The organism is Nitrospirota bacterium (assembly GCA_016180645.1).
Classification (GTDB): domain Bacteria; phylum JACPQY01; class JACPQY01; order JACPQY01; family JACPQY01; genus JACPAV01.
In genome coordinates, this window is sequence record JACPAV010000021.1 from 37,266 (window position 1) to 62,763 (window position 25,498).

General features: G+C 61.6%; 23 protein-coding genes. 16 read left to right on the plus strand and 7 right to left on the minus strand.

Translation table 11 applies throughout. The features are described from left to right. Positions 1–54 precede the first annotated feature (54 nt). Positions 55–1,083, minus strand: a complete 1,029-nt coding sequence (gene bioB, locus HYT87_13315) for a biotin synthase BioB (GenBank protein ID MBI2060742.1) — start codon at positions 1,081–1,083, stop codon at positions 55–57. Between the two features lie 359 nt (positions 1,084–1,442). On the opposite strand from bioB, the gene HYT87_13320 reads away from it, so the two are divergent. Next, positions 1,443–3,071, plus strand: coding sequence for a hypothetical protein (locus tag HYT87_13320; GenBank protein MBI2060743.1), 1,629 nt, complete (start codon positions 1,443–1,445; stop codon positions 3,069–3,071). A 186-nt stretch (positions 3,072–3,257) separates the two neighbouring features. On the opposite strand, the gene HYT87_13325 is transcribed toward HYT87_13320, so the two are convergent. Next, entirely contained in the window at positions 3,258–5,741 is a 2,484-nt protein-coding gene (locus HYT87_13325; GenBank protein ID MBI2060744.1) for a glycoside hydrolase family 31 protein, read from the minus strand. Positions 5,742–5,798: 57 nt separating this feature from the next. Between HYT87_13325 and HYT87_13330 the strand changes: the two genes are divergently transcribed. Then, complete coding sequence (locus HYT87_13330) at positions 5,799–7,547, plus strand: OmpA family protein (GenBank protein ID MBI2060745.1); 1,749 nt, start codon at positions 5,799–5,801, stop codon at positions 7,545–7,547. On the opposite strand, the gene HYT87_13335 is transcribed toward HYT87_13330, so the two are convergent. The 3 genes from HYT87_13335 to HYT87_13345 are packed head-to-tail and all read right to left on the minus strand — an operon-like array spanning position 7,526 to position 10,301. After that, entirely contained in the window at positions 7,526–9,535 is a 2,010-nt protein-coding gene (locus tag HYT87_13335) for an alpha-galactosidase (protein MBI2060746.1), read from the minus strand. The genes HYT87_13330 and HYT87_13335 overlap by 22 nt on opposite strands. Further along, positions 9,532–9,924 (minus strand): type II toxin-antitoxin system VapC family toxin, encoded by a 393-nt coding sequence (locus tag HYT87_13340; protein ID MBI2060747.1) that lies wholly within the window; start codon positions 9,922–9,924, stop codon positions 9,532–9,534. The genes HYT87_13335 and HYT87_13340 overlap by 4 nt, the downstream gene beginning before the upstream one ends. After that, positions 9,921–10,301 carry an HTH domain-containing protein gene (locus tag HYT87_13345; protein ID MBI2060748.1) on the minus strand — a complete coding sequence of 127 codons (381 nt, stop codon included), beginning with the start codon at positions 10,299–10,301 and terminating at the stop codon, positions 9,921–9,923. Before HYT87_13345 ends, HYT87_13340 begins: the two co-directional genes overlap by 4 nt. Before the next feature lie 80 nt (positions 10,302–10,381). Here HYT87_13345 and HYT87_13350 point away from each other — a divergent pair, with 80 nt between their 5' ends. The 14 genes from HYT87_13350 to HYT87_13415 all read left to right on the plus strand — a co-directional run bounded on the left by HYT87_13350 (position 10,382) and on the right by HYT87_13415 (position 22,961). Then, on the plus strand, positions 10,382–10,807 hold the full coding sequence (locus HYT87_13350) for a PaaI family thioesterase (GenBank protein MBI2060749.1): 426 nt from the start codon (positions 10,382–10,384) through the stop codon (positions 10,805–10,807). 102 nt (positions 10,808–10,909) lie between these two features. After that, positions 10,910–11,950 carry a zinc-binding dehydrogenase gene (locus tag HYT87_13355; GenBank protein MBI2060750.1) on the plus strand — a complete coding sequence of 347 codons (1,041 nt, stop codon included), beginning with the start codon at positions 10,910–10,912 and terminating at the stop codon, positions 11,948–11,950. Further along, the gene (locus HYT87_13360) at positions 11,941–12,579 is read left to right on the plus strand and encodes a TetR/AcrR family transcriptional regulator (GenBank protein MBI2060751.1); all 639 of its coding nucleotides are present in this window, start codon (positions 11,941–11,943) and stop codon (positions 12,577–12,579) included. The genes HYT87_13355 and HYT87_13360 overlap by 10 nt, the downstream gene beginning before the upstream one ends. 50 nt (positions 12,580–12,629) lie before the next feature. Next, a complete protein-coding gene (locus tag HYT87_13365; protein ID MBI2060752.1) occupies positions 12,630–13,724 on the plus strand; it encodes a hypothetical protein in 1,095 nt (364 codons plus the stop codon). 49 nt (positions 13,725–13,773) lie between these two features. Beyond that, positions 13,774–14,937 carry a thiolase family protein gene (locus HYT87_13370; protein ID MBI2060753.1) on the plus strand — a complete coding sequence of 388 codons (1,164 nt, stop codon included), beginning with the start codon at positions 13,774–13,776 and terminating at the stop codon, positions 14,935–14,937. A 4-nt stretch (positions 14,938–14,941) separates the two neighbouring features. Then, a complete protein-coding gene (locus HYT87_13375) occupies positions 14,942–15,826 on the plus strand; it encodes an OB-fold domain-containing protein (protein ID MBI2060754.1) in 885 nt (294 codons plus the stop codon). Beyond that, positions 15,823–16,620, plus strand: a complete 798-nt coding sequence (locus HYT87_13380; protein MBI2060755.1) for an enoyl-CoA hydratase/isomerase family protein — start codon at positions 15,823–15,825, stop codon at positions 16,618–16,620. The genes HYT87_13375 and HYT87_13380 overlap by 4 nt, the downstream gene beginning before the upstream one ends. A 1-nt stretch (position 16,621) precedes the next feature. Next, the gene (locus HYT87_13385) at positions 16,622–17,527 is read left to right on the plus strand and encodes a 3-keto-5-aminohexanoate cleavage protein (GenBank protein MBI2060756.1); all 906 of its coding nucleotides are present in this window, start codon (positions 16,622–16,624) and stop codon (positions 17,525–17,527) included. After that, positions 17,527–18,711 (plus strand): acyl-CoA dehydrogenase family protein, encoded by a 1,185-nt coding sequence (locus tag HYT87_13390; protein MBI2060757.1) that lies wholly within the window; start codon positions 17,527–17,529, stop codon positions 18,709–18,711. The genes HYT87_13385 and HYT87_13390 overlap by 1 nt, the downstream gene beginning before the upstream one ends. Further along, the gene (locus HYT87_13395; GenBank protein MBI2060758.1) at positions 18,708–19,376 is read left to right on the plus strand and encodes an HAD family hydrolase; all 669 of its coding nucleotides are present in this window, start codon (positions 18,708–18,710) and stop codon (positions 19,374–19,376) included. The genes HYT87_13390 and HYT87_13395 overlap by 4 nt, the downstream gene beginning before the upstream one ends. Next, a complete protein-coding gene (locus HYT87_13400) occupies positions 19,373–20,161 on the plus strand; it encodes an enoyl-CoA hydratase/isomerase family protein (protein ID MBI2060759.1) in 789 nt (262 codons plus the stop codon). The genes HYT87_13395 and HYT87_13400 overlap by 4 nt, the downstream gene beginning before the upstream one ends. Positions 20,162–20,171: 10 nt before the next feature. Next, the gene (locus HYT87_13405) at positions 20,172–21,311 is read left to right on the plus strand and encodes an acyl-CoA dehydrogenase family protein (protein MBI2060760.1); all 1,140 of its coding nucleotides are present in this window, start codon (positions 20,172–20,174) and stop codon (positions 21,309–21,311) included. A gap of 14 nt (positions 21,312–21,325) precedes the next feature. Further along, on the plus strand, positions 21,326–22,102 hold the full coding sequence (locus HYT87_13410; protein ID MBI2060761.1) for an enoyl-CoA hydratase/isomerase family protein: 777 nt from the start codon (positions 21,326–21,328) through the stop codon (positions 22,100–22,102). Beyond that, positions 22,068–22,961 carry an amidohydrolase gene (locus tag HYT87_13415; GenBank protein MBI2060762.1) on the plus strand — a complete coding sequence of 298 codons (894 nt, stop codon included), beginning with the start codon at positions 22,068–22,070 and terminating at the stop codon, positions 22,959–22,961. The genes HYT87_13410 and HYT87_13415 overlap by 35 nt, the downstream gene beginning before the upstream one ends. A 16-nt stretch (positions 22,962–22,977) precedes the next feature. Here HYT87_13415 and HYT87_13420 read toward each other — a convergent pair whose 3' ends face one another. Both HYT87_13420 and HYT87_13425 read right to left on the minus strand, forming a co-directional pair. Then, on the minus strand, positions 22,978–24,030 hold the full coding sequence (locus HYT87_13420; protein ID MBI2060763.1) for a diguanylate cyclase: 1,053 nt from the start codon (positions 24,028–24,030) through the stop codon (positions 22,978–22,980). A 59-nt stretch (positions 24,031–24,089) separates the two neighbouring features. Next, positions 24,090–25,496: a hypothetical protein gene (locus HYT87_13425; protein MBI2060764.1), complete on the minus strand. Its 1,407-nt coding sequence runs from the start codon at positions 25,494–25,496 to the stop codon at positions 24,090–24,092. Between the last annotated feature and the right edge of the window lie 2 nt (positions 25,497–25,498).

Genomic DNA, 25,498 nt, shown 5'->3' on the forward strand with positions numbered 1-25,498 from the left:
CCTCCGTGGCATGGGGCTTTAGCCCGCGTCTTGTGCGCAGGCTGAAGCCTGCGGCTACCCGGCCTCGAGCTGGTCCACCCGCGCGAACCCAACTACCGGCTGCCCGTTCCCCTCGGGCAACAGCACCTCGAACCCCATGTCCCGGATCATCCGGATATCCGCATTTTCATCGTTGCCCGGAGTGGTGAGGTATCCGTTCGTGAAAATCGAGTTGGCGGCGTAGAGCGCGAGGGGCTGGAGCGAACGGAGGTTGACTTCCCGTCCACCCGCCGCGCGGATGTCACGCGAGGGGTTGACGAACCTGAACATGGCCAGCGTCTTCAGGCAGTAGGTCGGGGTGAGTCGCCCCTGGCTTTGCATGGGCGTTCCGGGACGCGGATCCAGGAAATTGACGGGGATGGATTCGACGCCGAGTTCGCGTAGGGCGAAGGCGAGATCCACCACGTCTTCATCGGACTCGCCCATTCCGATGATGCCGCCGCAGCAGGCCTCCATGCCGGCTTGCTTGGCGATCTTGACGGTGCTCACGCGGTCTTGGTAGGTGTGCGTCCCGACCACATCGGGGAAGTGGCGCTCCGCGGTTTCCAGATTGTGATTGAATTTGTCCACTCCGGCCTCCTTGAGGCGGCGGGCCTTGTCGGGCGTGAGCGTTCCGAGCGAAGTGCAGACGTTGATCTTCAAGGTGCGTTTGATCTCCTCGACGGCCCCGCAGATGACCTCCAGATCCTTGTCCGACGGCCCGCGCGTGGCCGTGACGATGCAGAACTTCCAGGCTCCCGAATCGGCCGCGGCGCGAGCCTGTTCGAGGATCTCTTCGCGAGTCATGAGTTTGTGGCGATCAACGGGCGTTTCGTAGTGGGCCGATTGCGAGCAGAATCCGCAATCCTCCGGACAGCCGCCCATTTTCGCGTTGAGCAGAATGTGAACTTTCACTTTGTTCCCGTGGTGATGACGCCGGATCCGGTAGGCGGCGTCCAGGATGCTCGGAACGTCGCTCTCCGGCGAGCGCAGCACGGCTAGCGCCTCCTCACGCGAAGGCGCGTTTCCATTCAAAACTCTCTCCGCCAGTTCCAGCCAGTTCATTTGGGAGCGCGATCATACCAAATCGCCCGCACAAAACGAAGGTTGACGATCCGGTTGAGCCCCAAGGGCCGGTTTGCTACGCTTCCCCCGGTGACTGATCAGGCTCCGCCCGTTCCCGCGATGGATCCAAATAGGAAGTCGTCTGCAAGGGTTGGCCCCTCGGCTCCACCGGGGGAAATCCGGAGAACTGTAATGTCATGAACGTCCCCCGGCAGCCACCCGGGCGGGCCGCGGGCCGGCGCTTCCACGGGTGGGATCAACCGTACTTTATTTCATCCCTACGTCACTTCTTGCGTCAAAGAACCGGTGGAATCCTTGCGGCTCTGGTTTTGCTTTACGCCATTTCGTTGGTTTTGTCGTTGCTGACCAATTACAGCTTCGTCTGGACGCAGCCGGAGGAGTTCAATTATCGTGAGTACATCTTGGCCGACGGCCTTCAACTCGGATGGCGCGACATCCTCAAGGTCTTCGACTGGCAGACCTTCGAATTTACCCCGCGGACCACCCGCCCTCTTTCGTCGCTGATCGAGATTGTCGACACCAAGCTTCGCGTTTGGCTGTGGCAGTTTGTTCTCCCCCACCCGAGCTTCTCGATCACGTGGGGCCTGCTGCTTTTCGTGAACCCCTTCCTCTTGTACAAACTGCTGCGGGGTCTTGGAATCGGGAAAGCCTTGTCGGTCATGGTCGCCTCCCTCTACCTCACCCATCCTGCGACCCTTTCCTTGCTGGCTGTGAACTTTCGGCCGGCCAAGCCCGTCGCCAACTCAGCCATCCTCCTGTGCCTGGTCTTGGCCTCCTCCTGCAATCAGCTTTCCCGGAGCGCGCGGAGTTCGAACGTTGGATCGAGCAGGCAAGCCGTCCTTTTTGGTTCGCTGTGTCTCATCCTGCTCACCTCCCTGTTCTTCGACGAAACGGCTTTCCTCTCTTTCATTGCCGTGCCCCTGCTGTTCCCTCGCATCTTTTTTCCCCGAATAGGACGAACATTGCTATATGGCTCAATCCCTCTGGTTGCTTTCGCGTGCTATTTGAAACTCTTTCCCATTCTTGCCCAACGGGCTGGATACTCCGGTGAGGGCCTAGACCGCTATGCCGAAATCACCCGGATCACCGGCGACCCTGTCGTCACCGGCCTGACCCAGCTATCGGAAGGAAATCATCATTCACTCGCCGACCTTGCCGCTCCCATCAGCCGGTTTGTGTCGACCCTATGGAGGAACGTGGGGGGCGATTTTCCAACTAACGTTGTGATCTTCTTCTCGGACACACTGGGTCTGGTCAGCCCGTACCTGCCGAAATCATGGCTCTACCTTCCCTTATGGAGTGGGACCCTTCTTCTAGCCCTGTGGGCTGTCATCACCATGATGGTCCAACGGCGGAGAGGCGAGTGGGGCAGCGGATCGTTGATGGCATCGGATGTCTACTCGGTTGAGACCGCCTCGGCCGTCCTACTGGTGGTTGTGACGCTGTGCGCAAACGTCCTGCTCCATGTCGTGGGCAACCACGTCTGGGGGTTGCACTGGCTCAGCACGTTCTGGGCAATCTTCTTCTATCTGTTTGCCGCTCTGTGGCTGAACAGGGCCAAAATGAGGCTCCCGATCGTGGGCCTCCTCTCCATCTTTATCATGAGCGCATCCTTCTACAACTTCATCCACGTGAACAACGCATTCAAGATGTTCTTCTACTATCGCACCGTTGAGATGAGCGAGGTATGGAATCACAAGACGAATCGGTTTACGGTTCCTTTCAGCAGCGCGGCGACGAACTATCGTTTGACCCGATTGATCTGGGAAAGTCATGAGAACCGGGATTCGATTCAAGGCATTCCAGCAGAACTATATTACCTTGTCCACGATCTGAGGCTTGTTCCGCCGGGAACGACGTATCCGAAGACGTACGGGAACTTCTCCGATGGCCACATCGCAACTTTCACCCTGGAACGGTCCACGGGGATCGCGCGGAAGTACTTTGGCACGATCCCCGAGAATTAGATGAGGGGACGCAGTCGCGAGCGACTCGAAAGGTGAGGTCCTCCGGGCCAAGAGCGCTTGTTCACGGCCATTCCCGGTTCTCGCCATATCGAAGCATCATGCGCAATGCGTTGCGGTCTCCCGATCTGCGACTCGGAGGAAGGGCGCCGGGTGGGGAGCTGTCGGTTCTGAGAGGAGGATCACAAGTCAGTCGTGCGGACTCGATGGACTTGCGGGTGGTTTGCGGAGAAGGAACTTGATTTGGCCGGTCTTGCCTTCGCCGGTGAAGGTTGGGCCGGGGGAGCCTGGGAGGGCTTGTGACGGAAAAGGATCCTCCAGTGGGTCAAGGGAGAGATCGGAAACGCGATAGCCTTCGATCCCATATCCGGAAAAATCGCCGAGGTGAAATTGAACGTCGAGTCTCCGCTTCGATGTGAAATCGAGCGTGGCCGTAATGTCATCCTTCGCCGTCAGTAGAACGATTCCTCCCCCCACGAACTGGAATTCCGTCGAGCTGTTTCGCTTCGGGTAGAGATGGATTCGCCACGGTTGCGTCGCTCGTTCGAGCGTGGTTACGGTGGTGTCCTTGGTGTCGGCCAGCGTGTCGACGTCAGCCGGCGCGAGGGGAAGGATGGCGGGAAGCCGCACGAAGAGACCGATCCTGTCCAACGGTATCGGATACGAGGCGAGGTTCGCCGGTCCCGTGAAGTATTCCTCGGTCCAGAAATCGATCCAAGAGTCCTTCGGGAGATAGATATCTCTTGAAGTCGCCTCTTCCACGACCGGGGCGACCAGCAGCGATCCGCCGAAAAGGTATTCGTGGGGGGCCTCGTAGGAACGTGGATCGGCAGGGAAGTCGAGGGGGAGCGCCCGCATGATCGGGGTGCCCGTCTCATGGGCCACGGCGGCATGCGCGTAAAGGTAGGGAAAGAGCGAAATGTGGAGCCGGGCGTAATCCCGCAGGATCCGGAGCGTTTCCTCATCATGGGGCTTGGCCCAGGGGCGATGTTCACCGCCCCCCCCCAACTGCATGATGGGCGAGAAGGCTCCGAACTCGGCCCATCGGATGAGGGTGTTCTTGGCCGGGGTGCCACCTCGGAATCCGCCCACGTCGGAGCCGTAGAAAGGGAAACCTGACAGGCCGAGGTTGATCCCGCCCCAGACGGCGGCGGGGAGTCCGCCGATGATGCCTGGGGAATCCACCCCCACGGTGTGGTCCGAAAAATCATTGGCGAGGTCGCCCGGCCAGATGCAGGAGTAGAGGCTCTGAGATCCATACGTCCCCGCCCTCGAGATGGAGAACCAGTCGTCGCCATGGATCTTCTTCGTGACATCGTAGAACGCCTGGTGGTAGAGAAACTTGTAGAGGGCGTGCATGCGGTTGGCGTCCAGCCCGTTGAAGAACGTGTAGAGTCCGCCAACGTCCTCCCCGGCGAGAGCGGGAAGGATCTCTTCGCCGAAATCGAGTTTCCAGCCTTGTATGCCGAGGCTCAGGAGCTTTTTCGCAAGGTCCTGGTACCAGCGGCGCGCCTCCGGGTTGGTGAAATCCACCATGGCCCCCGGACCGCGGCTCCATGGGGAGATAAACGGAGAGCCGTCGGATGTTCGCACGAGGTAGTTCTTTGATTTGGCCTCGTCGAAATAGTCTTTCATGTCCGGTTCCGCGGCCAGGTCCGGGTGGTTGACATGCTGGGTGATCCACGCGATGACGCGAAAGCCCTTCCGGTTAAGGAACTTGATCAGTCCCTCCGGATCGGGAAATCGGTGGGTCTTGTCGAAGTCGAAGCTGTTGTGGCCCGTCTCGTAGGGGGCGTCGATCCAGAACACGCTCGAGGGAAAATCGAGCGAGCGGAGCGTTTCCGCGTCTTCCATCGCATCCTTCTGCGCCTGTCCCGGCGGGTCGCGGTCGTACTCGTTCCGCCAGAAGTGGACACCGAACGCCCATCGCGGAGGCATCGGAGGAGTGCCGGTTTCCACTGCATACCGCTGAAGGAGTTCAAGGGGCGAAGCGCCTTGATACACATGGACCGTGAGGGATTGGGTGTAGAACTCGGACCGGATCCGGTCGGCGGTGGTCTGCCCGACGTCCACATATCCGCGCTCGCGGTTGGCCACCCAGACGGAGTAGCCGTAATTCGACAAATAGAAGGGGATAGGCAAATGGGCTTCATTGTTCCCGCTTTCGCTGTTTGCGAGTTCGATCTGCATGGCGCGCCGGCGCCCGTTGTTCAAAAGGGAATCGAAGTTTTCGCCCAGGCCGAGGATTCTTTCATCCGGGCGAAGTTCATGGGAGAAGACGAGGAACATGGCCTCCGGGGCCGGTCCGAGGCTGAGCCTCCATTTTCGATCGTCCAGCTTCTCCATCTTGAACGGGAGAGCCGTCCCGCCTGAAAAAGTCACCGTTCCCTCACATAGGACGGTGGTGCAGGGGCCAGCCTGCGCATCGATGGCATCCAGCGCCCGGTGCGCCTTGATGAGCGAGAAGTTTCCATTGCGAAGCAGCGATTCGCCGTCCGTTCCCCACCGGATTCCGAAGGGGGACAGCGTTACACGTGCTTCGACGGGGGTGGAGATCAGGGTTTGTGGCGCGTCCGGCTTTTTCTCGCCGGAACATGCCGCAGCCAAGGCGCAGAGGCTCAGCCATGAGCCGAGGGACGTGGGAGAGTTCCGACCGTCAAGACGGAAGAGCATGCGTGGTGCGATTGTCGCCCAAGCCAACCCCACCCGCAAGGGAAGACGGGATTGTTCATGGGCGGGCGAAATCCGATACAATACAGATCGGAAATTTCCGATTTCGTAATGTTCCACTCGAATCGAAAAGGCCGATTCAGGCTGGTCGCCGTGCTCGGGGGTTGGACGCTCTGCACGCTTTCAGCCTCCGCTGAGGCCTATTCGCGGGGTACCACTCAAACGGGAGGCGGCGGGTTCCTGAGGGCGTATTCCACACAAAGGACCGAGGAGGGGGTAGGGATGCTCAAGTTCCAAACGGGGTTCTTCGTGGCCGAGGATTTCATGATGGAAGGGGATCGGCACAAGAGCGTGGATGGGTCGATTTCCTATACATACAGCCCGGGCTATCTGCTCCCTTTCAATCGTCTGGAATTCTCCTTTGCGAGCGACGGCAAGTATCAGCCGATGACTCTCCCCGAGGAGGGACAACGGAACGACGGCTATTTCGGGAACCTGACCGCGGGGCTCAAAGTTCTGGCTGTGGACAGCCGGTATGTGGATGTGGGCCTGGCCGCCATCGCGAAACTTTTCAATCAAGAGGAGACGGCGGGACTCGCCCCGGCATCCCTCAGCCCCACCTTCCTGATCCTTGGCACGGTGGATCTCCAGGACATCCGATTTCACCTGAACGCCGGCCTTTACAACGACCACTCGCAAAAGGCGCTGCTCACCCGCCTTGATGAATTGAGCCGCCCGCTGCGGTTTGCGCAAGGAGTCTACATCGAGGACAGTTGGGTTCTCGGCGTGGTGATGGAAGTTCCGGTCGGCAACGCCTCCGCCTTCATCGAGGGTTTCACCTATCAGGACCGCGACGGCAAGGCCCTGAGCAGCGAGACGTCCGGCTCGCGTTCAACGGCGATGGAGCGAAGGGATATTTCTTTTCTGCAGAACCCGGTGTGGCTGACACCGGGCCTGAAGGCCCGCGTCTCGCCGCGGTGGGTGGTGGACGGCGCGATGGACGTGGGACTGCTCACAGGGGATTTCCCGGGATTCCTCGACACGGGAATCCTGCCGCCGTGGCGATTTGTGTTCGGACTGTCCTACCTGACCGGTGTTCCAGAGTCTCCACGAAGAGGGCGTGAGGACTCCACCGCGGCGGGGGGGGGGAGATTGGTGGGGCGCGTGATGGAAGCCGGCAGCGACGAACCCCTTGAGAATGTGACGATCGCCTTCTCCGATCCACAGCTCGTTCCGAGGGTGACCATTCCGGGGGGGCACTTCGAGGTGGAGCACTTCCCCTCGGGGGATTATGCCGTTGTGGCCAGCTTGGGGGGGTATGAAACTCTCACGCAGAAGTTTCAGATTCGGGAGGGCGAGGTGTTCAATCTATCGCTCCCGCTGGTGAAAGGATCGGCGGCGGCGGCGAAACGAACGGTGGCCAAGGCGAAAAGCGAGGGAGTGCACGAGAAGCGGATCGTCTTCGAGTTTGGCAAGGTGGATCTGCCGTCCGAATCGTATCCGGTCCTCGACCGGCTGGCGGAACTCCTGCGGTCGCGTCCGGAGGTGCTTCTCCGAATCGAAGGTCACACGGACGGGATTGGGGAGTTCGCCGTGAACCAGATCCTCAGTCGGGGTCGGGCCATCGTGGTGGCCGACTACCTGGCCGCGAAAGGGATCAATCGAAAGCGTCTGGTCCCCATCGGCCTTGGACCGAGGTATCCTTCAGGAACGAATGCCACGGAGGAGGGGCGCCAGAAGAACCGTCGGGTGGAGTTCGAGCTGATCCCGCTTCCGCTCCAGAACGGTCAGGGGGAGGTGAGCAAATAGAGTCGGCCCTCGCGGGGTCCGAGCTCCACCCGGTGGGTTTTCGAGGCGACCATTCTCTCGCCGCTGAAGATCTCTTCAATTCTGTCGTACTGGCGTACGTCCAGATCGATCGACCGAGGGGAGTCCTCCCCATTAAGCACGGCGACCACACTCGACTTGCCCGTTTCGCGGATCCAAAGAGGCGGGATGGGAAAGCTCCCCGGAACGAGGTACGGTTCGAGATTGGTCTTTGGGATGATTCGCGCTGGGTATTGGAATAGGTCGGGGATGGTGAAGTATTCCTCTTCGGGCTTGCCGCCATACAGCAATGGAATCAATGGCGCGATGCGTCGATAGAGAGCCAGCCGATCGGGTGGAAGGGCGGGGAGGTGATCGCCGATGGCGAAGATCCCGGGCGCCATGAGCGCCGCCGAGAGAAAGAATCGCGCTTCGTTTTCCGGAAGATCGCGGACGAGGGCGGCATCCGGGTCCGGCGCGATGGCCGGCCATGGAAAATGGCGCGTGGCGAGGTTCAGCACCTCCGCCTTGACGTATCGCCATTCCAGCGGGAGATTGAAGAAGGCCACGTCCGGCCCGATCCGGATTCCGTGGGCGACACCGACGGAGGGGAGAAGCGGAGCGCCGCACGCCAGGATGTAGGCCTCGGGACCGGCGGCTTCCCCAATCCCCAGCATCGCGCCGCGATACGCTTCGAGCGCGGTCTTGTTGGAGTCGTATCGCTTTCCCTCGATGGCGCCGCCGAATAGAAAGTCCAGCTTGAGATAGCGGTATCCCCAGCCGACGATCTTCCGGATCTGGCCGAGCATCCAGGCGTTTGCCTCGGGGTGAGTCGTATCGAGGATGAGTTTCGTCGCTCCCCCGCCGAAATTGGCCACGCCGTATTTGACGAGTTCGCCGTCGGAGCCGCGCAAGAACCAGTCGGGATGCTGCTTGGCCACCGACGAAGTTACATCGACCAGGAACGGTGCGAACCAGATGCCGGGAATGAATCCCATTTCCCGTATCTTTTGCGCGGTCCCGTCCATTCCGTCCGGGAATTTCTCATTGGCTTCCCACTCGCCCCAGTTCTTCTCCCATCCGTCATCCACCTGAATGTTGTTGATCCCCAACTCCGGCAGGTTTTCCTTGATGAACTGCGCATTGGCCAGCACGTCCGCTTCCGTCACCTTGTCGAACAGCGTATTCCACGAGTTCCAGCCAACGGGAACGAAGGGTGGTTTGATGGGTGATGGCTGGAAAGTCACCGAAGGAGGCCTGATCGAGAGACGGCGAGGAGGAGCCGGGGAGACGGCGCCGTTCAAAATGAGGTCTTCGAAGGAAACCTCTGATCCCGGTCGAAGCGGAACCGAATCCCCTGTCGCTCCTTGGACGGCGTAGAGACCGCCTTTCTGGAGCAGGAACCTTGTCTTCCAAACCCGCGCCGTGGCGACGACGGAGATGACGGATGGGGGGTATTCCCAGTTTCCGGGACCGGCGTACCACCAAGAGGTTGAAGCCTCAAGAGACACGACATCCGTGTTGAAGGCTTGGACTCGATCCCGGTCGGCGGGCGCTGCGTTTCTCACCATCCCCTCATCCAAGAGCGGAGAGATCGACCAGGACTGATAGCCGTTGGCCAACCACGTGCCATTTGAACTGCGCTGAATCGGACCTAGGCTGAACCCCTGTAGGCGCACGGGGGTTGACCCCCCATTCGATACACGGATGTCGATGAAGTTCTGGCCTGCCTTGAACGAAAGGGTCAGATCCTCCACGGTGGAGGACACAAGGCCACTGTCGTCTTGGAAACGTTCGAATGCCAACCATCGATCGTCCACTTTCAAATGCACTTGGTAGGGAATGGTTCCGTCCTCCGCGACGATAGAGCCGCCGTAGGACGGAGGATTGCATGGGCCGCCGTTGCAGAGAGTCCTTTCCTCGCAGCCGGGCACAAGGGCGAGACACAAGACCACCGGGAGCATGAGTCCAGCGACTCGTCGGATGCTCAATACGGTTTCCTCGCGTCTACGCCTGGGAGGGGGCGGAAGTGCTTGAGATTGAGGGTGTAGAGAGGAAGGGCCAGACGCGCAGCCGTGGCCCCAATCAACGCGTCGATGATCTCGGTGCCGTGACTGAGTCTGAATCTCTCGAACAGCGCCAGCCCGAGGGCGGAGTCCTCGGCCGTGAGGTGAACAACCGGCAGGGGGTTAAGTTCCTTTTTCAGGCGCGCGACTTCGGCACCTGTCCGGCAGCCATCGACAAGCTCCATCCAGACGAGCACCGGGATACCGATAACCTGGTGTCGGATCGATTGGAACCATTCGAGGGATTGGCCCAGCTTTCTGCCGACATCGACCAGAACGGACGTATCGAGGAGCAGATCGGGACCGGCGATCACCTGGACGGTTGGCAGGCGCGACGGCTCGCCCTTTTCCGGAGCTGACGGGCAAACTCTGCGCTGCTCCGTATGTCTTTCCGATCGGCCCACATGCCGACGAAGCCAGAGTTGAGCAGGTCGAAGGCCGTGCCCTTCCGAACGTCGGGGATCTCAATCGTTCCCAGGCGGTAGGCTTGTCGGCGGCCGTCGTTGACCAGCAGGATGGACTGGCCCTGCTGCCGGAGATCGCGTATGAGGCGCAAGACAGTTCGACCAGATACTCCGAGGACCGCGGCGAGGGCGGTGAGCGTGACGGACTCGCTACGGAGAGTATCCAACAGCCGGCTCTCCAAGAAGGACCGGCGGACTTCACGTAGCCCCTTTCTTGTCGTAGCCATGACAATTGGCACTGTAGCGACAAATGGGCCGGACGTCCACTCGCTTGCAAGCCGCGCGGACTCTGGGATAATCCGGCGCCGTGAGGGAGAAGCCGTACACCATTCCGAAAGACTTTGATCCCGGTGAGGATGGCCATCCCTATGCCGACCTCCACGGGATGCGGTGGACGAGGGATAAGCGGGGGACTTGGTGGATCACGCTCAAAACCACCCCGAAGCTGCTCAATCCGAACCGTGTCCTTCACGGCGGCGTCCTTTTCACGTTGGCGGACACGGCCATGGGCCGCACGGTGACGAGCCTTCTGGGCCCCGGTGAGGAGTGTGCCTCGATCGAAGTCCGGATCCATCACCTTCGGATGGTGAGGAGCGGCACGCTGAAGTCGCGGGCCTGGGTGGTGCATCGGGGTCGGCGCATCATCGTGCTCGAAGCGGAAGTAGTCGACGCTCAGGATCGTCTCGTCTCGAAGGCTTCGGGGACGATGTACGTGATGCGAAAACCTTCGTAGTCGCCGACGCGCCCAGCGAAGCCGGCGTCGTTTCCACGGGCGGTTTCCCGGGATTCCCGGGGGACTTGACAACACAGCCATAAACTGAATATAGTTCATCACATGAATGATATTCATTTCATGGCGGCGCGGTTCCACGGGGCCGGAAAGCCGCTGACCCTTGACGAGACCCCGCTCGTCGGGGGAGATGGGGTTCTCGTCAAGGTGGAGGCCGCGGGCCTCTGCGGAACGGACCTGCATATCGCCGTGGAAGGCACATTCCCCACGGCCTTCGTGCCCATCACGCTCGGTCACGAAATGGCAGGAACCGTGGAGAGTGGGGCGGGTCGGTTCCCCAAAGGCGAGCGAGTGTGCGTCTATCCCCACGTCCCCTGTTTCACCTGCGAATACTGCCGCCGCGGCCGGGAGGCGTTGTGCCGGGGATCGAAAATCTTCGGCGTGCACGCCGACGGAGGCTTTGCCCAGTACGTTCGTGCGCCCGAGTCGTGCCTCTTCCGATTGCCGGCGGGCGTTCCGTTCGAAATCGGCGCGGCGTTGACGGACGCCGTAGCCACGGCGTTCCACGCCGTCCGCCGCCGCGCGGAGGTCAAACCGGGCGAACGCGCCGCGGTCTTCGGATGCGGCGCGTTGGGCACGTTTGCGGTCAAGATTCTGAAGGCGCTGGGCGTCTCGAGTGTGATCGGAGTGGACGTTTCGCCGCATGCTCTCGAACGCGCGCGCAAGGCAGGCGCCACGGCTGCGATCAATGTTCGCGATGAGGATGCCGCGAAGGAGATCAAGAAAATGACGGATGGGGGCGTGGACGCCGCGTTCGAATTCGTGGGCCGATCATCGAGCGTCCGTGAAGCCGTCCGCTCCGTGAGGCCGGGCGGGAGGGTTGTCGTCGTGGGAATCGGCCCGGAGCCGGTCGAGTTGGTCCCGCTCCGCACGTTTGTAGGGAATGAAATAACGGTGATGGGATCGATGGGTCTGGACCGGATGGACCTCGAAGAGGTCATCCGGTGGGCCTCGGACGGGGGGCTCGATTTGAGGGGCGACATTGAGGTCCGTCCTCTCGGCGAGATCAACGACGTGCTGCGCGAGGCGGCATCGGGAGATCGCCGCGCCGCCAAGTTCGTTCTGAGGCCGTGGCCATGGGAGTGAGGGAGCGGAAAGACCGCGAGAAGGAGGCGCGGCGAAAGGTGATCCTGGAGGCCGCGACCCGCATCTTTTCGCAGAAGGGGTTTGCGGCGACCACGATGGAAGACGTCGCCGATCGGGCCGAACTCTCGGTCGGCACTCTCTATCTGTATTTCCGGAGCAAGGAGGAGATCTATCTTTCCATGATTCTCGACGCGATGGATGTGTTTCACGAAGGACTCGTCCGAATTGCGGAGTCGCGCCGGGGTCCGGCGGAGAAACGGCGCGCCGTGTGGGAGCTTTTCATTCGATTCCGGGAGGAGCACCCGATGTACTACAAGGCCCTGCTCTACCTGCACGACGCGGACTTTACACGGTACCTGTCTCCGGCCGTAAGGAGCGCCGTCCTGGATCGCTCCGGCAGGAATTTTTCTCTCGGCGCCCGGATCCTCTCACCCCGTGGGAAGGAGTCGAGGCCGTCGAAGAGGGCCATCGACCTCATGTGGGCGGCCTTCCTGGGTCTCGTCTATATACAAGACTCCCGCGCAAACCTCTCCGAATCCTTCGACCCGGCGAGAAGTCGGTCGTTCCTGTTGGGCGCGTTTGAGTTCCTGGAGAATGGTCTGGCGGCGCGTTCGGGCGGGGCAGGTTGATGTTTGTTGCGGGGGTCGGCCGGACGGCTTACGGGCGCGACGAGCGCTCCATGGCCGAGATGGTCTATGCGGCGGTCGGCACCGCGCTGGCCGACGCCGGGATGGATCGGGACGACATCGACACCATCGTTACCGCCTCGATCGACCTGTTCGACGGCAAGGTGGCTTCGAGCGTGTCGATCACGGAATCGGTCGGGGCCGTAATGAAGGAAGAGGCGCGGATCTCGGACGACGGAGCCGCGGCCCTTTTCCACGCCGCGACCATGATCCTCTCCGGCCGCAAGAGAAACGTGCTGGTCGTGGCGCACTGCAAGAACTCGGAGTCGGATGCGGATGAGATCACGAAGTGGACCTTCGACCCCAACTTCCAGCAGCCGCTCGGCTTGAACGACTCCCAGGCCGCGGCTCTCCAGGCTTCGGTGTGGATAGCGGCGGGGGGAAGCGAAGAGGAGATGGACCGCGTTGCGGCTGTGCGCGGAGGAGTGGCCGTGGACCATGTTCGGAAATCTCCGTGGCTGGTTGAACCCCTCCGAGCGGCACATCGGGCTCCGATCGTGGACGGCTCCTGCGCCGTCGTCCTTACGAGCCACGACTCACGACCTCCAGGATGGGGGAAGTGCCGCGAGAGGACAGGAGTCCGGAGCAGCCGAGCCACGAGTCACGTTCGCGTTGCCGGCCTTGGCCTGTGTGTTGAACCACACTACCTGGGAGACCGGGATCTGGTCGGATGTCCCGCGGCAAAGAAGGCTGCTGAGCGGGCGTTCCGGATGGCGGGGTGGAAACCGGCGGACGTTGAGCGGGCCGAGATTTCCGCGCCCTTCGCGCATCAGGAGATCCTTTGGGCTGCGGCGTTCGGACTGGCGCTGGATCCACCCCCACCTCAATCCTCCCCCGTCAAGGGGAAGGATAAGGAAGCTTTTCGCTCCCCCCTGGAGGGGGAGGGTGCGGGTGGGGGGGGGCGTGCGGTCGTGAACCCAACCGGCGGCTGGTTCGCGGGCAATCCCTACGTCGTCTCCGGTTTGGAGCGTGTGATCTGTGCCGTAGAGTCTGTTCGACTCGGCCGGGCGAAAAAGGCCCTCGCCCATGGCTGCTGGGGTCCCGCGGGCCAGGGCCAGTGCGTGGTATTGCTGGAGGCCTCGCCATGAGCCGGGTGGCCCTCTACGCTACGCTCCAAGGACGGCGAGTGGAATTGCTATGGTGACCCGCGCCGCGATTGTGGCCACCGGCCAGACGGACCACGCGAAGGCAAGGGATGACGTGAGCCAGCCCGAGCTGATCTACGAGGCCGTCACGCGGGCGCTGACAGACGGGGAGCTTCGGCCTGCCGACATCGAGGCGGTCATTCTCGCCAACATGGAGATGTTCGAGGGAAGGATGCTGCCGGATCTGTGGTGCGCGGAGGCGGCGACGGCCGCGCTCAAACCGTGCGTCAAGATTGCGACCGGCGGCACATCGGGAACGTCCGCCGTCATCGCCGGCTTCCACCAGGTCGCCTCGGGTCTTTTTGACACGGTCCTGGTCGTTGGCTGGGAGAAACATTCCGAAGGCCACACGCAGGCCGGTATGTCCATGACGGACCCCTTGTGGGACCGGTACGTGGCCGGAGGAGCGCTCAACAACTTTGCCCTTTCGATCTCCCAATACATGCGAACGCGCGGCGTCACGCGGGAGGCGGCTGCGCGGGTGGCCGTGAAGGCCCGACATAACGCAGCGCTCAACCCCCACGCGCATCTCAAGATGCCCGACCTCACGTTCGAGCAGGTCATGGAATCGAGAGTTCTCGCGGAGCCGGTTCGGCTGCTCGACATGTGTCCACAGTCGGACGGCGCCTGTGCGGTCGTCTTCGCGGCCGAAGGCCGGGCGGAAACAATCTGTCCGAGACCCGCCTGGGTTCACGCCGTGGCGACCCGGCACGACAAGCCGTATCTCGGCGATCACGGCGACCGCCTTTCCACCATGCGCACCCTTCGCGCCGCGGCGCGCGAAGTCTACCAAGAGCTGGATATCCGCGAACCCCTCAAGGAATTCGACGTTGCCGAAATCTACGAACCGGTCACTTATGCCGAACTCGCGTGGTACGAGGCCCTGGGTTTCTGCCGTGAGGGTGAGGCGTCCCGCCTGATCGAAGACGGCGTGACCGAAATGGGCGGAGAGTTGCCCGTGAATCCTTCCGGCGGCGTGCTCTCCACGAATCCTGTGGGCGCCTCCGGCGTGATCCGGGCGGCGGAGGCGGCTCTGCAAATCCACGGCAAAGGCGGCAAGCGCCAAGTTCCCGACGTTCACCTCGCGCTCGTGACGGGCTATGGAGTCTATTCGTGGTCCGATGTCATGGTCCTAGGATCGGATAGGCCCCACTAAGCCTATGAGGATTCAGCACACGATGGACCTGGCTTGGGAGATCGCGCCCGGGGAAATCTTCGCCGCCTTTCACGCTTACCTAGCCGAAGGCAAGATCGCGGCGACCCGATGTCCATCCTGCAACCAGGTTTACCTCCCGCCGCGCGCCGTTTGCGGGGATTGCTACCTCCCGCTTCGGGATTGGGTGGAAGTGGGCGGCTCCGGGATCGTCGAGGCCCTGACGATTTCGCACCATCCGATTCTGGACACGGTGACCGGGAAAATGAGGGCCACGCCGTATGTCAGCCTTCTTGTCAAGCTGGACGGAGCATCAACATCCGTGAACCACTACCTGGACGCCGATTCCCGCGCCGCCGTCATCGGTGCGCGCGTGGACGCGGTCTGGCGGGAACCCCGGCGGACAATGGCGGATCTCATCGGCTTCGGGATAGCACGTGGAGTTGCCGTAGAAGTGTTTCCGCGTCCGCTTCCTCCAAGGAGCGTCGCGCCTCCTCCCCGTGCGCCGGTCAGGCTCGACATCCCTTTCTCCTACGCGGCCGGAAGGGGCGCCTCGTGGTTCTTTGAAGGTTTCAAGCGTGGGGAGATCCTCGGAAGCCGGTGCCCATCTTGCGATCGGATACGCGTGCCGTCCCGCTCCTTTTGCCCGGCCTGTTTTTACACGTTGGGAGAGTCGGATCTGCGGCCGGTCGGCCCCCACGGAACCATTGTGGCGACAGCCGGCCCTCCCTCGCAGAGGCTCGGCCTCATCCGAATGGATGGAGCGGACAACGACTTGCTCCACAAGGTGGAGGCCGCACGGGGCGACCGCGTGAAGGCGCGCTTCCTTCCCGCGGACCGGTGCCGAGGAGATATCCGGGACATCGAATGCTTCGAACGGACGGGGCCATGAGCGCGACGGTGCTCTTCGAGAGAAGGGATCATGCCGCAGTGTTGACTCTGAACCGGCCGGAAGCCATGAATGCCATGAATGTCGAGATGCGGGTTGAGCTGAACCGCCGTTGGGCCGAGTTTCGCGACGATCCTGAACTGTGGGTGGCTGTTGTTACGGGGGCGGGGGAGAAGGCTTTTTGCGCCGGCGCCGATCTGAAGGAGTTGGGCGGGTTCTACAAGTCTACGACACCGGCAGAACGCCGTGCGCGGTGGGAGGTGGAACCCGGCATCGGCGGCATCACGCATAATCTGGACATCTGGAAACCGATCATCGCGGCGGTCAACGGTCACTGCCTGGCCGGGGGGATCGAGCTGGCCCTCGCCTGCGATATCCGCATCGCGTCTGAAAACGCCACCTTCGGCCTGACTGAAGTGCAGTGGGGGATCATTCCCGGCGCCGGCGGCACGCAACGACTGCCGCGGCTCATTCCGTTCGGCCGGGCACTCGAAATGCTCATCACCGCGGAAAAGATCGACGCGGCCGAAGCCGGGCGGATCGGCCTCGTGAATCGCATCGTCCCGCAGGATGAACTCATGCCGACCGCCCTGGCGATGGCGGAGCGCATCTGCCGGAACGGGCCGCTCGCGGTGCGCTTGGTGAAGGAAGCCGCTTGCAGGGGCATGGACAGGCCGCTTGCCGAGGGCTTGCGGCTGGAGCAGCTCCTGGCCGAGTACGCAAGGCAGAGTGAGGATGCCCAGGAGGGGCCGAAGGCGTTTGCGGAGAAGAGGCAGCCTGCGTTCAAGGGAAGGTAAAGTGGACGAACGATTTAGAACTCAGGACCTTCCCGACAAAGTGGTGGTTGTCTGCGCGCTCACGGGGGCACAGCAGGGCAAGGAGGCCAATCCAAACCTGCCCGAGCAGCCGGATGAAATTATTGCCCAGGCCCTGGATGCCTGGCGCGCAGGCGCATCGGTTGTCCACATCCACGCGCGGGGCACGAATGGAAAAGCGACGTCAGACCCGGGTATCTTCCGTCGCATCGTCGATGGAATCCGCGGGAAATCCGACCTCGTGATTAATTGCACAACCGGCGGAGCCGTGGCGGGGCTGCCGCTGGAGGATCGCATCAAGGTGGTGCCGGAACTGAAGCCGGAGATCGCTTCCTTTTCCGTGGGGGGCGGTTCGCTCCTCGGGCGTTATGATTCGAAGGCCGGACGGTGGACTCGGGATCAGCTGGTCACGCTGTTCCGCTCTTATTCGGAAATGGAGAGGGCCGCACTTCTGTTCCGGGAACACGGGACAAAGCCTGAACTCGAAGTGTACGACAGCGGTTTCCTCAACAACATCTGGACGCTTCGGGAGGCGGGATGGCTTGAAGAGCCGCTTCTCGTCAACTTCGTGATGGGCATCAGCGGCGAGTGCACGCCGTGGACGCCGCGCAACCTGATGTTTCTAGCGGACAACCTCCCGCCCGGGTCCCACTGGCTGGTTTCCGCCATCGGAGCGCGGGTGCATTTCAGGAGCGTTGCGTTCTGCGCGGCCCTCGGAGGACACGTCCGGGTGGGGATGGAAGACAACGTTTACATCGGGAGGGGTGAACCGGCGACGTCCAACGCGCAGATCGTGGAGAAGGCCGTCCGAATCTGCCGTGAGATCGGCCGCGAGCCGGCAACGCCGGCAGAGGCACGATCCCTCCTCGGCCTGAAAGGCGGCTTCTGATGGCCGGCACCTCGCCCTACTTCAACGAACAGCACGGGCAATTCCGCGCCGTCGTGCGCCGCTTTGTGGAGGAGGAAATGCGTCCCCACTGGCAAGAGTACGAAAAGCTGGAGACCCAGCCGGATGGACCGTACAGGCAAACGTTTCGGGACGTGTTTGCGCGCGCCGCCAAGCTGGGGCTCTTGGGAATTCGCGTCCCTCCGCCATACGGGGGCACGGGACTCGATTTCCGGTACACCACGGTTCTTTGCGAAGAGTTGGTGCGCTCACTTGCGTTCGGCATGTGCGTCTCCATGCTGGCCCATGCGGAATTCGCCCTTTCGGCCATCGCGGGGGAAGGAACCCAGGCGCAGAAAGAGCGCTATCTGCCGGACGCCGTTCAAGGGAAAACAATATGGGGTCTGGGCATTACGGAGCCCGACTTTGGATCCGACGTGGCCGGCATCCGGACGACGGCACGGAGAAAGGGAGACCGCTACATCATCAGCGGCTCCAAGACCTTTATCACAAACGGTTCTATCGCGGACTACATCACGCTTGCGGTTCGAACGAGCGGCGCCGGAAAAGGCGGGCTGAGTCTCGTGATCGTCCCCACGAACACGAAAGGATTCTCGGTCGGTAAGCGGTTGGAAAAAATCGGCGCGAAATCGTCCGACACCGCCCTCCTTTTCTTCGAGGACTGTGAAGTCCCGGTCGACAACCTCATCGGCGAAGAAGGGAAAGGTTTCTACTACATCATGGACCATTTCCAGGGGGAGCGCCTCGTCCTGGCATCCTTTGCCAACGGTCTGATGCAGGTTCTGTGGGAGGAAGCCCTCCGATATGGCGGAGAGAGAAAGGTGTTCGGGCGGCCGGTCCTGGACTTCCAAGTCTGGAAGCACCGGCTGGCCGATGTGCTGACAAAGATCGAAGCGTCCCGTCAACTCACCTATTGGGCTTGCGACCAACTGGTTCGGACGGGCCGCGCCCAGAAGGAAATCTCTATGGCCAAGCTGTTCGCCACGGAGACCGTTAGGGATGTTGCCATGGAGGCGCTGCAAATCCACGGGGGCAACGCCGTCATGGCGGAGTACCCGGTGGGTCGCCTCATGACCGAATGCATGGGGATGACAATTGGCGCGGGCACGAGCGAGATCATGCGAGAGATTATCTGGCGCGAGGTGACGCGCGAGGGACGGTTTTGACCTCGGGCGCGTTTTTCGACGTGGATGGCACCATCGTGCGGGGAAACCTCGCGTTGGCCGGTGCACTGGATTGGGTGAGACGAGGACGGATACGGCCCCTTGATTTCGCGCGCGGCGCCGCATGGTTCTGGGGCAACTATTTGGCCGGTCGCATGAACTATGGGGATCTTACGCGGGTCGGCTTCTATATCCTGGCAGGCCAGTCGGCCCAGTCGATACAAGATGATGCAACGGACATTCTCGACCGGAGAATGCGGAAAAGGATCTACCCGCGAGCGCTTGAATGCATGCAGGAACATCGCAACGCGGGCCGACGGCTGGTGATTGCCTCGTCCGCACCGGCTCCCATGGTACGCGCTCTTGCCGCGTGCGTAGGGATTGATGACACCCTGGTCACGGAGCTGGAAACCCTCGACGGGATTCTGACGGGGCAGGTGGTCGGCGACCTGTGCTACGGGGAGGGTAAGCGAAAGCGGGTCCAGGCTTTCGCCGAGCGTCATGGCCTGTCACTCTCCGACAGTTTCGCCTATGCGGACGGCTACACCGACATTCCATTCTTATCGTCCGTAGGCCACCCGGTGGCCGTAAATCCCGACCGGAGGCTCAAGCGTGAGGCGGTCAAACGAGCGTGGCCTATCGTTCGATATGAGAAGGAGGGAGTATGAGCAAGACAACGGACGCGGTCCTACTGACGACCGATGGGGCGGTGGCCACGCTGACGCTAAACCGGCCGGATCGGATGAACTCGATCGATGTGGCCACGCTGGATCTCTTGTGCGAACGCTTGAGAGAGGCCGGGCGGTGCGGTGTCCGTGTGCTCGTCGTGACGGGGGCGGGAAATCTTTTCTCGGCGGGCGCCGATGGGTCTGAAATGGTGCCCCGCTCCTCCCGAGAGTGGGAGGCCCTCGTCGATCACTACCTCGACCCGATCCGGCTCATTTCGGAACTTCCGATTCCCGTCGTGGCGAGAATCAACGGTGATTGCGTCGGCGGGGCCATGGGAATCGCCCTTTCGTGCGATTTCCGGATCGCGGTCGGCACGGCCCGTTTCGCCGCGCCGTTCGTGAAAATCGGCCTGGCGGGTTGCGACATGAGCTGCGGCTATTTTCTTCCTCGGATCATCGGATTGGGGCGGGCGACGGACCTGATGATGACGGGGCGCTATGTGGACGCGCCGGAGGCCGAGCGTATCGGCTTGATCCACCGAGCCGTCGAACCGAGGGAACTCGATGCCGTGACGGATGAACTCGTCAAGAAACTGGCGTCCGGCCCTCCCATCGCATTGAACTTTACCAAGAAGGCGATCCGGCGTTCCCTCGACCGCAATATGGCCGCCGAGTTCGACTACGAAATCCTCGCGCAAGTCCAATGCCTCCAGACGGACGACCACCGTGAAGGGGTGCGGGCATTTTTCAAAGAGAAGCGCGCTCCGAAGTACGTCGGGACATAGGAGCGGGTGCGTGGATCTTGACCTGACCGAGGAACAAAGGATTTTCCGCGACCGCTTCCGGGAGTTCGCCCGTGGCGAGATCGAGGCCATCGCGAAGGAGTGCGATGAGAAGGGCGAGTTTCCGAAGGGACTCTTCCGAAAAATGGGGGCACTCGGCTATCTCGGCATTCCGTTCCCCCCTGACGTTGGGGGTGCGGGACTGGACCTCGTTACGTTCGCCCTTTCCGCCGAGGAACTGGGTCGCGCATCGGCCGGAATCGCCGTGGGGATCTACGTCCACGTGGCCCTGGCGCTGAGCGCGGTCCACACCTTCGGCACGAAGGAGCAGAAAGAGAAATACCTCACGCCCGGTATTTGCGGCGAAAAAGTCGGGGCCTGGGGGTTTGCGGAGCCTGCCGGCGGGTCCGACCCCTCGTCTTTCAGCACGGTGGCTGAACGGGGTCCGAACGGTTGGCGATTGAACGGATCAAAAGTGTTTATCTCGAATGGAACCTTCGCCGATTTCGTGGTCGTCACCGCGAAAACAGCCCCGGAAAAGGCGCTTCAGGGAATGAGCCTTCTGATTCTCGAAAAGGGAACGCCGGGATTTACCGCCCGGCGCATTCCGGTCATGGGCGTACGGGCGACCGAATCGGCTGAGTTGAACTTTCAGGACTGCGTCTTGGGGGCCGATGCCCTCCTGGGAAAAGAGAACGAAGGCTTCCTGCAAGCGATGAAAACGCTGACGCTGGGCCGGATCATGGCCGCCGCGTTTGCCTGCGGCCTGGCAAGGGCCGCGCTGGAAGCAAGCCTGAAATTTGCCGGTGAACGGAAGGCGTTCGGACAAACGATCGGAGCGTTTCAAGGCAATCAGTGGACGCTGGCCGATATGGCGACGCGTCTCGATGCCTCATGGCTGCTCACGCTTCGGGCCGCGCGGCTGGCCGACGCGGGGCGACCTCACATCAGGGAAGCGTCGATGGCCAAGCTCTACGCCTCGGAAACGGCCACGTGGATCTGCGAGCGGGCCGTCCAGATCCACGGGGCCTACGGAATGGCGATGGACTTTCCCGTCCAGCGCTACTACCGGGACTGCAAGCTTCTTGAGATCGGCGAGGGGACCAGTGAGATCCAGCGCAACACGATCGCGCGGCAGTTGGGATTCAAGTAGGGAGGAGAGGCACCATGGCTTATGAAAAGATCACGCTCTCCATCGAACCGCCCAAGGCGACGATCGCGATGAACGACCCCGCCGTCATGAACGCGCACAGCACGCCGATGCTGATGGAGATTCAGGACGCGGTGCGGAAGATCGAGGCGGACGAGCGCGTCATCGTGGGCGTCATCGAGGGCGCGGGCGGCCATTTCTGCGCCGGGATCAACCTCAATGAAACGCACGACATGACCGCTCTCGAGGGGCGAAAGCTCGCGCGCCTTTTGCACGAGACGTTTTCGCTCGTCCGCACGACGGACAAGCTCTACATCGCCAAGATCCGAGGGAACTGTCTGGGAGCGGGACTTGAACTGGCCGTATCGTGCGATCTGTTGATCGGCACGGAGACGTCGAAATACGGCTTCCCGCACATGAAGATCGGGATTCCGTCCATCGTCGAGGCGGGCATCGTGCCGCAGATGATCGGAATCACCCGCGCGCGGGAACTCTACTATCTGGCGAAATCGTGGGACGGAAAGCGGGCGCACGAGGAGGGCCTCATCAACCGCGTCGTACCGGATCGGGATCTGGACGCCGCCGCGGACGAGTGGGTGGAAACCCTGAGCGGCTACAGTCCGGTGGCGATGGCCGTTCAGAAGGACATCTGTCACAAGTGGATGACGGCCGACCTCGAGACGGCCATCGATTTTTCCATCAACTCCGTCTGCATCAGTTTCACATCCGAGGACCAGAAAGAGGGAATGAGGGCGTTTCTTGAAAAAAGGAAGCCGGTTTTCAAAGGACGATGAGGAGGAGATCATGAGTCAAACCGTCGGCGCGATCGACGCATGGGGATCGTGGATCGGTCCCGAAGGCGCAAAAAAGTGGCCGCAAGAATACGTCCACATTTTCAAGAAGTACCGCTCCCCGGAAGTCATTCTCAAAGGCATGACGACGGAGCAGATGATCGAGGACATGGACCGCGCGGGCGTGGATCGCTGTGTCCTGTCCGCTTTCTACCACAAGGACCTTGCGGTCGTGTCCAACGAAGAAGTCGCGGCCGCCGTGAAGAAACATCCCAAGCGGTTTGTGGGGTCAGGTACGGTCAATGTCTTGCGCAGGCCAATGGATGTTGCCCGCGAGGTCGAACGGCTTGTCCGGGAACTCGGCATGAAGGCGATCCGCCTTGAGCCGTACATGTACGGCGACGGCACGACGGGCCTCGCGCCGAACGACAAGCACTACTGGCCCGTTTACGTGAAGTGCGTGGAACTCGACGTTCCGGTCTGCATTCAGGTCGGCCATACGGGTCCGCTTCTCCCTTCCGAGGCGGGCCGGCCGATCTACCTGGATGAAGTGGCGCTGGCCTTTCCCGAACTCGTGATCCTGGGCTGCCACCTCGGCCAGCCGTGGCACGAGGAGATGATGATCCTGGCGTGGAAACACCCGAACGTGTATGTGGAGACTTCAGCCCGTACCCCGAAACATTGGCCCAAGGAGTTCATCCAGTTCGCGGGCGGTTGGGGACAGGACAAGGTCATCTGGGCGACGGACTACCCACTGCTTCCCTTCGACCGCACCCTGCGCGAGGTGGATGAACTCGGCCTGACACCCGACGTGAAGCGGAAAATCGTACGCGAGAACGCCCTCCGGGCCTTCAGGCTGTGAGATTCGGGGGAGGGTCCTATTTTGACGCGCTCAAGAACGCGCCCAGGAACCCGCCGAGAAAGCCTGCGATCGTCTTTACCACCGTCACATCCTCTTCGCTGAAGTCCTGGATGGCCTTCGTTTGCACAACGACCACGCCGAGGGACGTGTTTTCATACAAGATGGGTACTCCGAGGTAGGAGCCGTACCGCTCCTCGCCGGTCTCGGGGAAATACTTGAATCGAGGGTGTTTGGCGGCATCACGCGCGCAAACGGTTGTCATCGTCTCGATCACCAGTCCTGTCAGCCCCTCGCTCGTGGTCATTATGACTCTCCCGACGGAATCCGGATTGAGACCGGCCGTCGCACGCAACGTGAGCGCCCGATCCTCCAACAGGTAAAGCGAACACACATCGATGGCGAGCCATTGCTGAATCGCCGCCGCGGTGTCCTGTAATTTTCGATCTCGATCCGAAGCTCTCGAGAAGAGGGCCGCCAGGTTTTCGAACAGCTTGAGTGGCTGACGGCGGCTTTCGGCTGAGTGCGGAGGCCCCTCCTGGAGGACCACTCGATTTCGGCCCAATCGCTTGGCCCGGTAGAGGGCGTAGTCCGCCCACGCCAGGAGATCGGTTTCAGCTTGGAGGGCCGGGTTCATCGCCGTCGCCCCGATGCTTGCCGTCAATTTCCCTTGGGGGAAGAGTTCTTCAAACAGTTCCTGCCCGGGATACTGGGCCGAACTCACGGACTTCAAGAGCTGGCGCGCGAACTCCGCACCGACGGACAAGTCGTGGGCGGGAAGGAGAATGACGAACTCATCGCCCCCCTGCCGACCCAGCGTGTCGATCGGCTTGAGGTTTCCTCCAAGAACTTCCGCGAACCGCCTCAAAAGGCGGTCGCCCCAATTCCGGCCGAGCGTGTCGTTGTAGATCTTGAAATAGTCGATGTCGACCAAAAGGACGGTCAAGGGGCTGTTGTCCCGCCGCGCTCGCCGCACCTCTTCCCGGAGCTTGGCCTCAACGTGACGCCGGTCGAAAACGCCCGTCGCCGAATCCGCGTAGTCAAAGGGTGAGGCGCCCGGATCGTCGGTCATGACGAGGCGATATTCTGGGTGCGGTCGACCGGGATTGCAAGGCCGGCGATGCGGCCGTTCTATCCTTCGGAATCGCGAGCCGAGCCCACGAGAAGAAAATCGCCGGTTTCGACCTTTCCTGCCTCTTTGCCGTTGACCTTGAGTCCCGCGGTTCCATCGCACTTTGCTCCACCGTCGAACGCCACTTCCACCGTTTGCGTGGGCGTAGTCAAGATCATCGTTCCGGACACCGGCTCCCGCTTGCATGACTCCGGATTCGCCGCCACCGATTCGGCTTTGAAAGAAAACTTTCCGTTCAAGGACGAGTCCCCGTCGCCCGTCTCATTGTGGGAGCGGCGTGCCTGAAGAAGCCGTGGGAATCGGTGGGCCGTAGCCGTGGACTTCCTGGAGGAATCGACACCGTAGGCTTCCTCCACGATCTTCTGAAGTTCATGGGATGGGCCCTCCACGCAGGTTTCCATTCCGTAATCGCCGAGTCGGCCGGTAGTATTCAGCGTCATGGCGGGGCCCTCTCGACCGATCGACCCGGCTATTTGGTTCAAGACCGATCCCGTAGAGGGTGATCCATCGGTCGCCTTGCCCTCGCACTCCTGCGAATAGTGCGCATTGAACGTGAACTGCTCCTGCTTGGAGGCGACCTTCTGGCCCATCGATATCTTGAGCATGACATTTCCGCCCCCACTCTTCCCGTCCATTTCGTAGGCCAGTCCAAGCCCCACGCTGAGCCTTCCCTCGACCTCACCCGAGAAATCCAGGCTTTTCTCGATCCGCCCTCGAACCTGCCACTTGAATTCACCGTCTGCCGTGATGGTGTTCGTGAGCTTGATCGACTTGGGTGAGGGGTTTGTCGATGCCGTGGACGGTCCCCCAAAGGGAAGGGTGCGGTCGAATGCAATGCGGAAGCTCCGGTAGGTCACTTTCACATCCACGTTGCCCCCGGCCTCATCGAAGGTGCCCTCCGCGATGGATTCCCCTTGCACTTTGAAGCCATTCCCGCTTCTATCTCTCCCCTCGCAGTCCCCCTTCACCAGGTTTTTGAACGTGTTTCCGGAGGCACTACACTCCACGATCGGGCAAGTGAGACCGTATTTCGCGAGGTCGGCTTGCAGGTCCGCGCAGTCTTCGGCAGGCGTGCTCTCCGCTTCCGCATCGAGGTCTTTGGCGGCAGGAGATTCATCATCCGTCAACTGGTCGGTGAACTGCATTCCAAGGAGGGCCATTTCCATCATCTCGTTCTGTCCGAACGATGCGTCTCCGGGGTCCAGAAGGGTTTGGAATCCCCCTTGGTCACCGAGAGCGGCCAGGGCGGCCTTGGCTTTCTCTGAAGTGGAGAGATCGGCATCCGGCATGGCGTCCAGCTTCGATGCCACGGACTGCTCCCCGTCAAGATTGCCGGTGTCAGCGGGACAGCTCGCGATAAAGGGAGTGGCGGCAAGGAGGGCTCCCCAGAAAATCCCATGTCGCATGC

Bases quoted from the DNA above. Each gene is read 5' to 3' on its own strand.
- HYT87_13410 (MBI2060761.1), top strand. From the start codon at position 21,326: ATGGCTTATGAAAAGATCACGCTCTCCATCGAACCGCCCAAGGCGACG.
- HYT87_13375 (MBI2060754.1), top strand. From the start codon at position 14,942: ATGAGGATTCAGCACACGATGGACCTGGCTTGGGAGATCGCGCCCGGG.
- HYT87_13360 (MBI2060751.1), top strand. From the start codon at position 11,941: ATGGGAGTGAGGGAGCGGAAAGACCGCGAGAAGGAGGCGCGGCGAAAG.
- HYT87_13370 (MBI2060753.1), top strand. From the start codon at position 13,774: ATGGTGACCCGCGCCGCGATTGTGGCCACCGGCCAGACGGACCACGCG.
- HYT87_13325 (MBI2060744.1), bottom strand. From the start codon at position 5,741: ATGCTCTTCCGTCTTGACGGTCGGAACTCTCCCACGTCCCTCGGCTCA.
- HYT87_13345 (MBI2060748.1), bottom strand. From the start codon at position 10,301: ATGGCTACGACAAGAAAGGGGCTACGTGAAGTCCGCCGGTCCTTCTTG.
- HYT87_13400 (MBI2060759.1), top strand. From the start codon at position 19,373: ATGAGCAAGACAACGGACGCGGTCCTACTGACGACCGATGGGGCGGTG.
- HYT87_13420 (MBI2060763.1), bottom strand. From the start codon at position 24,030: ATGACCGACGATCCGGGCGCCTCACCCTTTGACTACGCGGATTCGGCG.
- HYT87_13390 (MBI2060757.1), top strand. From the start codon at position 17,527: ATGGCCGGCACCTCGCCCTACTTCAACGAACAGCACGGGCAATTCCGC.
- HYT87_13365 (MBI2060752.1), top strand. From the start codon at position 12,630: ATGGCCGAGATGGTCTATGCGGCGGTCGGCACCGCGCTGGCCGACGCC.
- HYT87_13380 (MBI2060755.1), top strand. From the start codon at position 15,823: ATGAGCGCGACGGTGCTCTTCGAGAGAAGGGATCATGCCGCAGTGTTG.
- HYT87_13425 (MBI2060764.1), bottom strand. From the start codon at position 25,496: ATGCGACATGGGATTTTCTGGGGAGCCCTCCTTGCCGCCACTCCCTTT.
- HYT87_13355 (MBI2060750.1), top strand. From the start codon at position 10,910: ATGAATGATATTCATTTCATGGCGGCGCGGTTCCACGGGGCCGGAAAG.
- HYT87_13330 (MBI2060745.1), top strand. From the start codon at position 5,799: ATGGGCGGGCGAAATCCGATACAATACAGATCGGAAATTTCCGATTTC.
- bioB (MBI2060742.1), bottom strand. From the start codon at position 1,083: ATGAACTGGCTGGAACTGGCGGAGAGAGTTTTGAATGGAAACGCGCCT.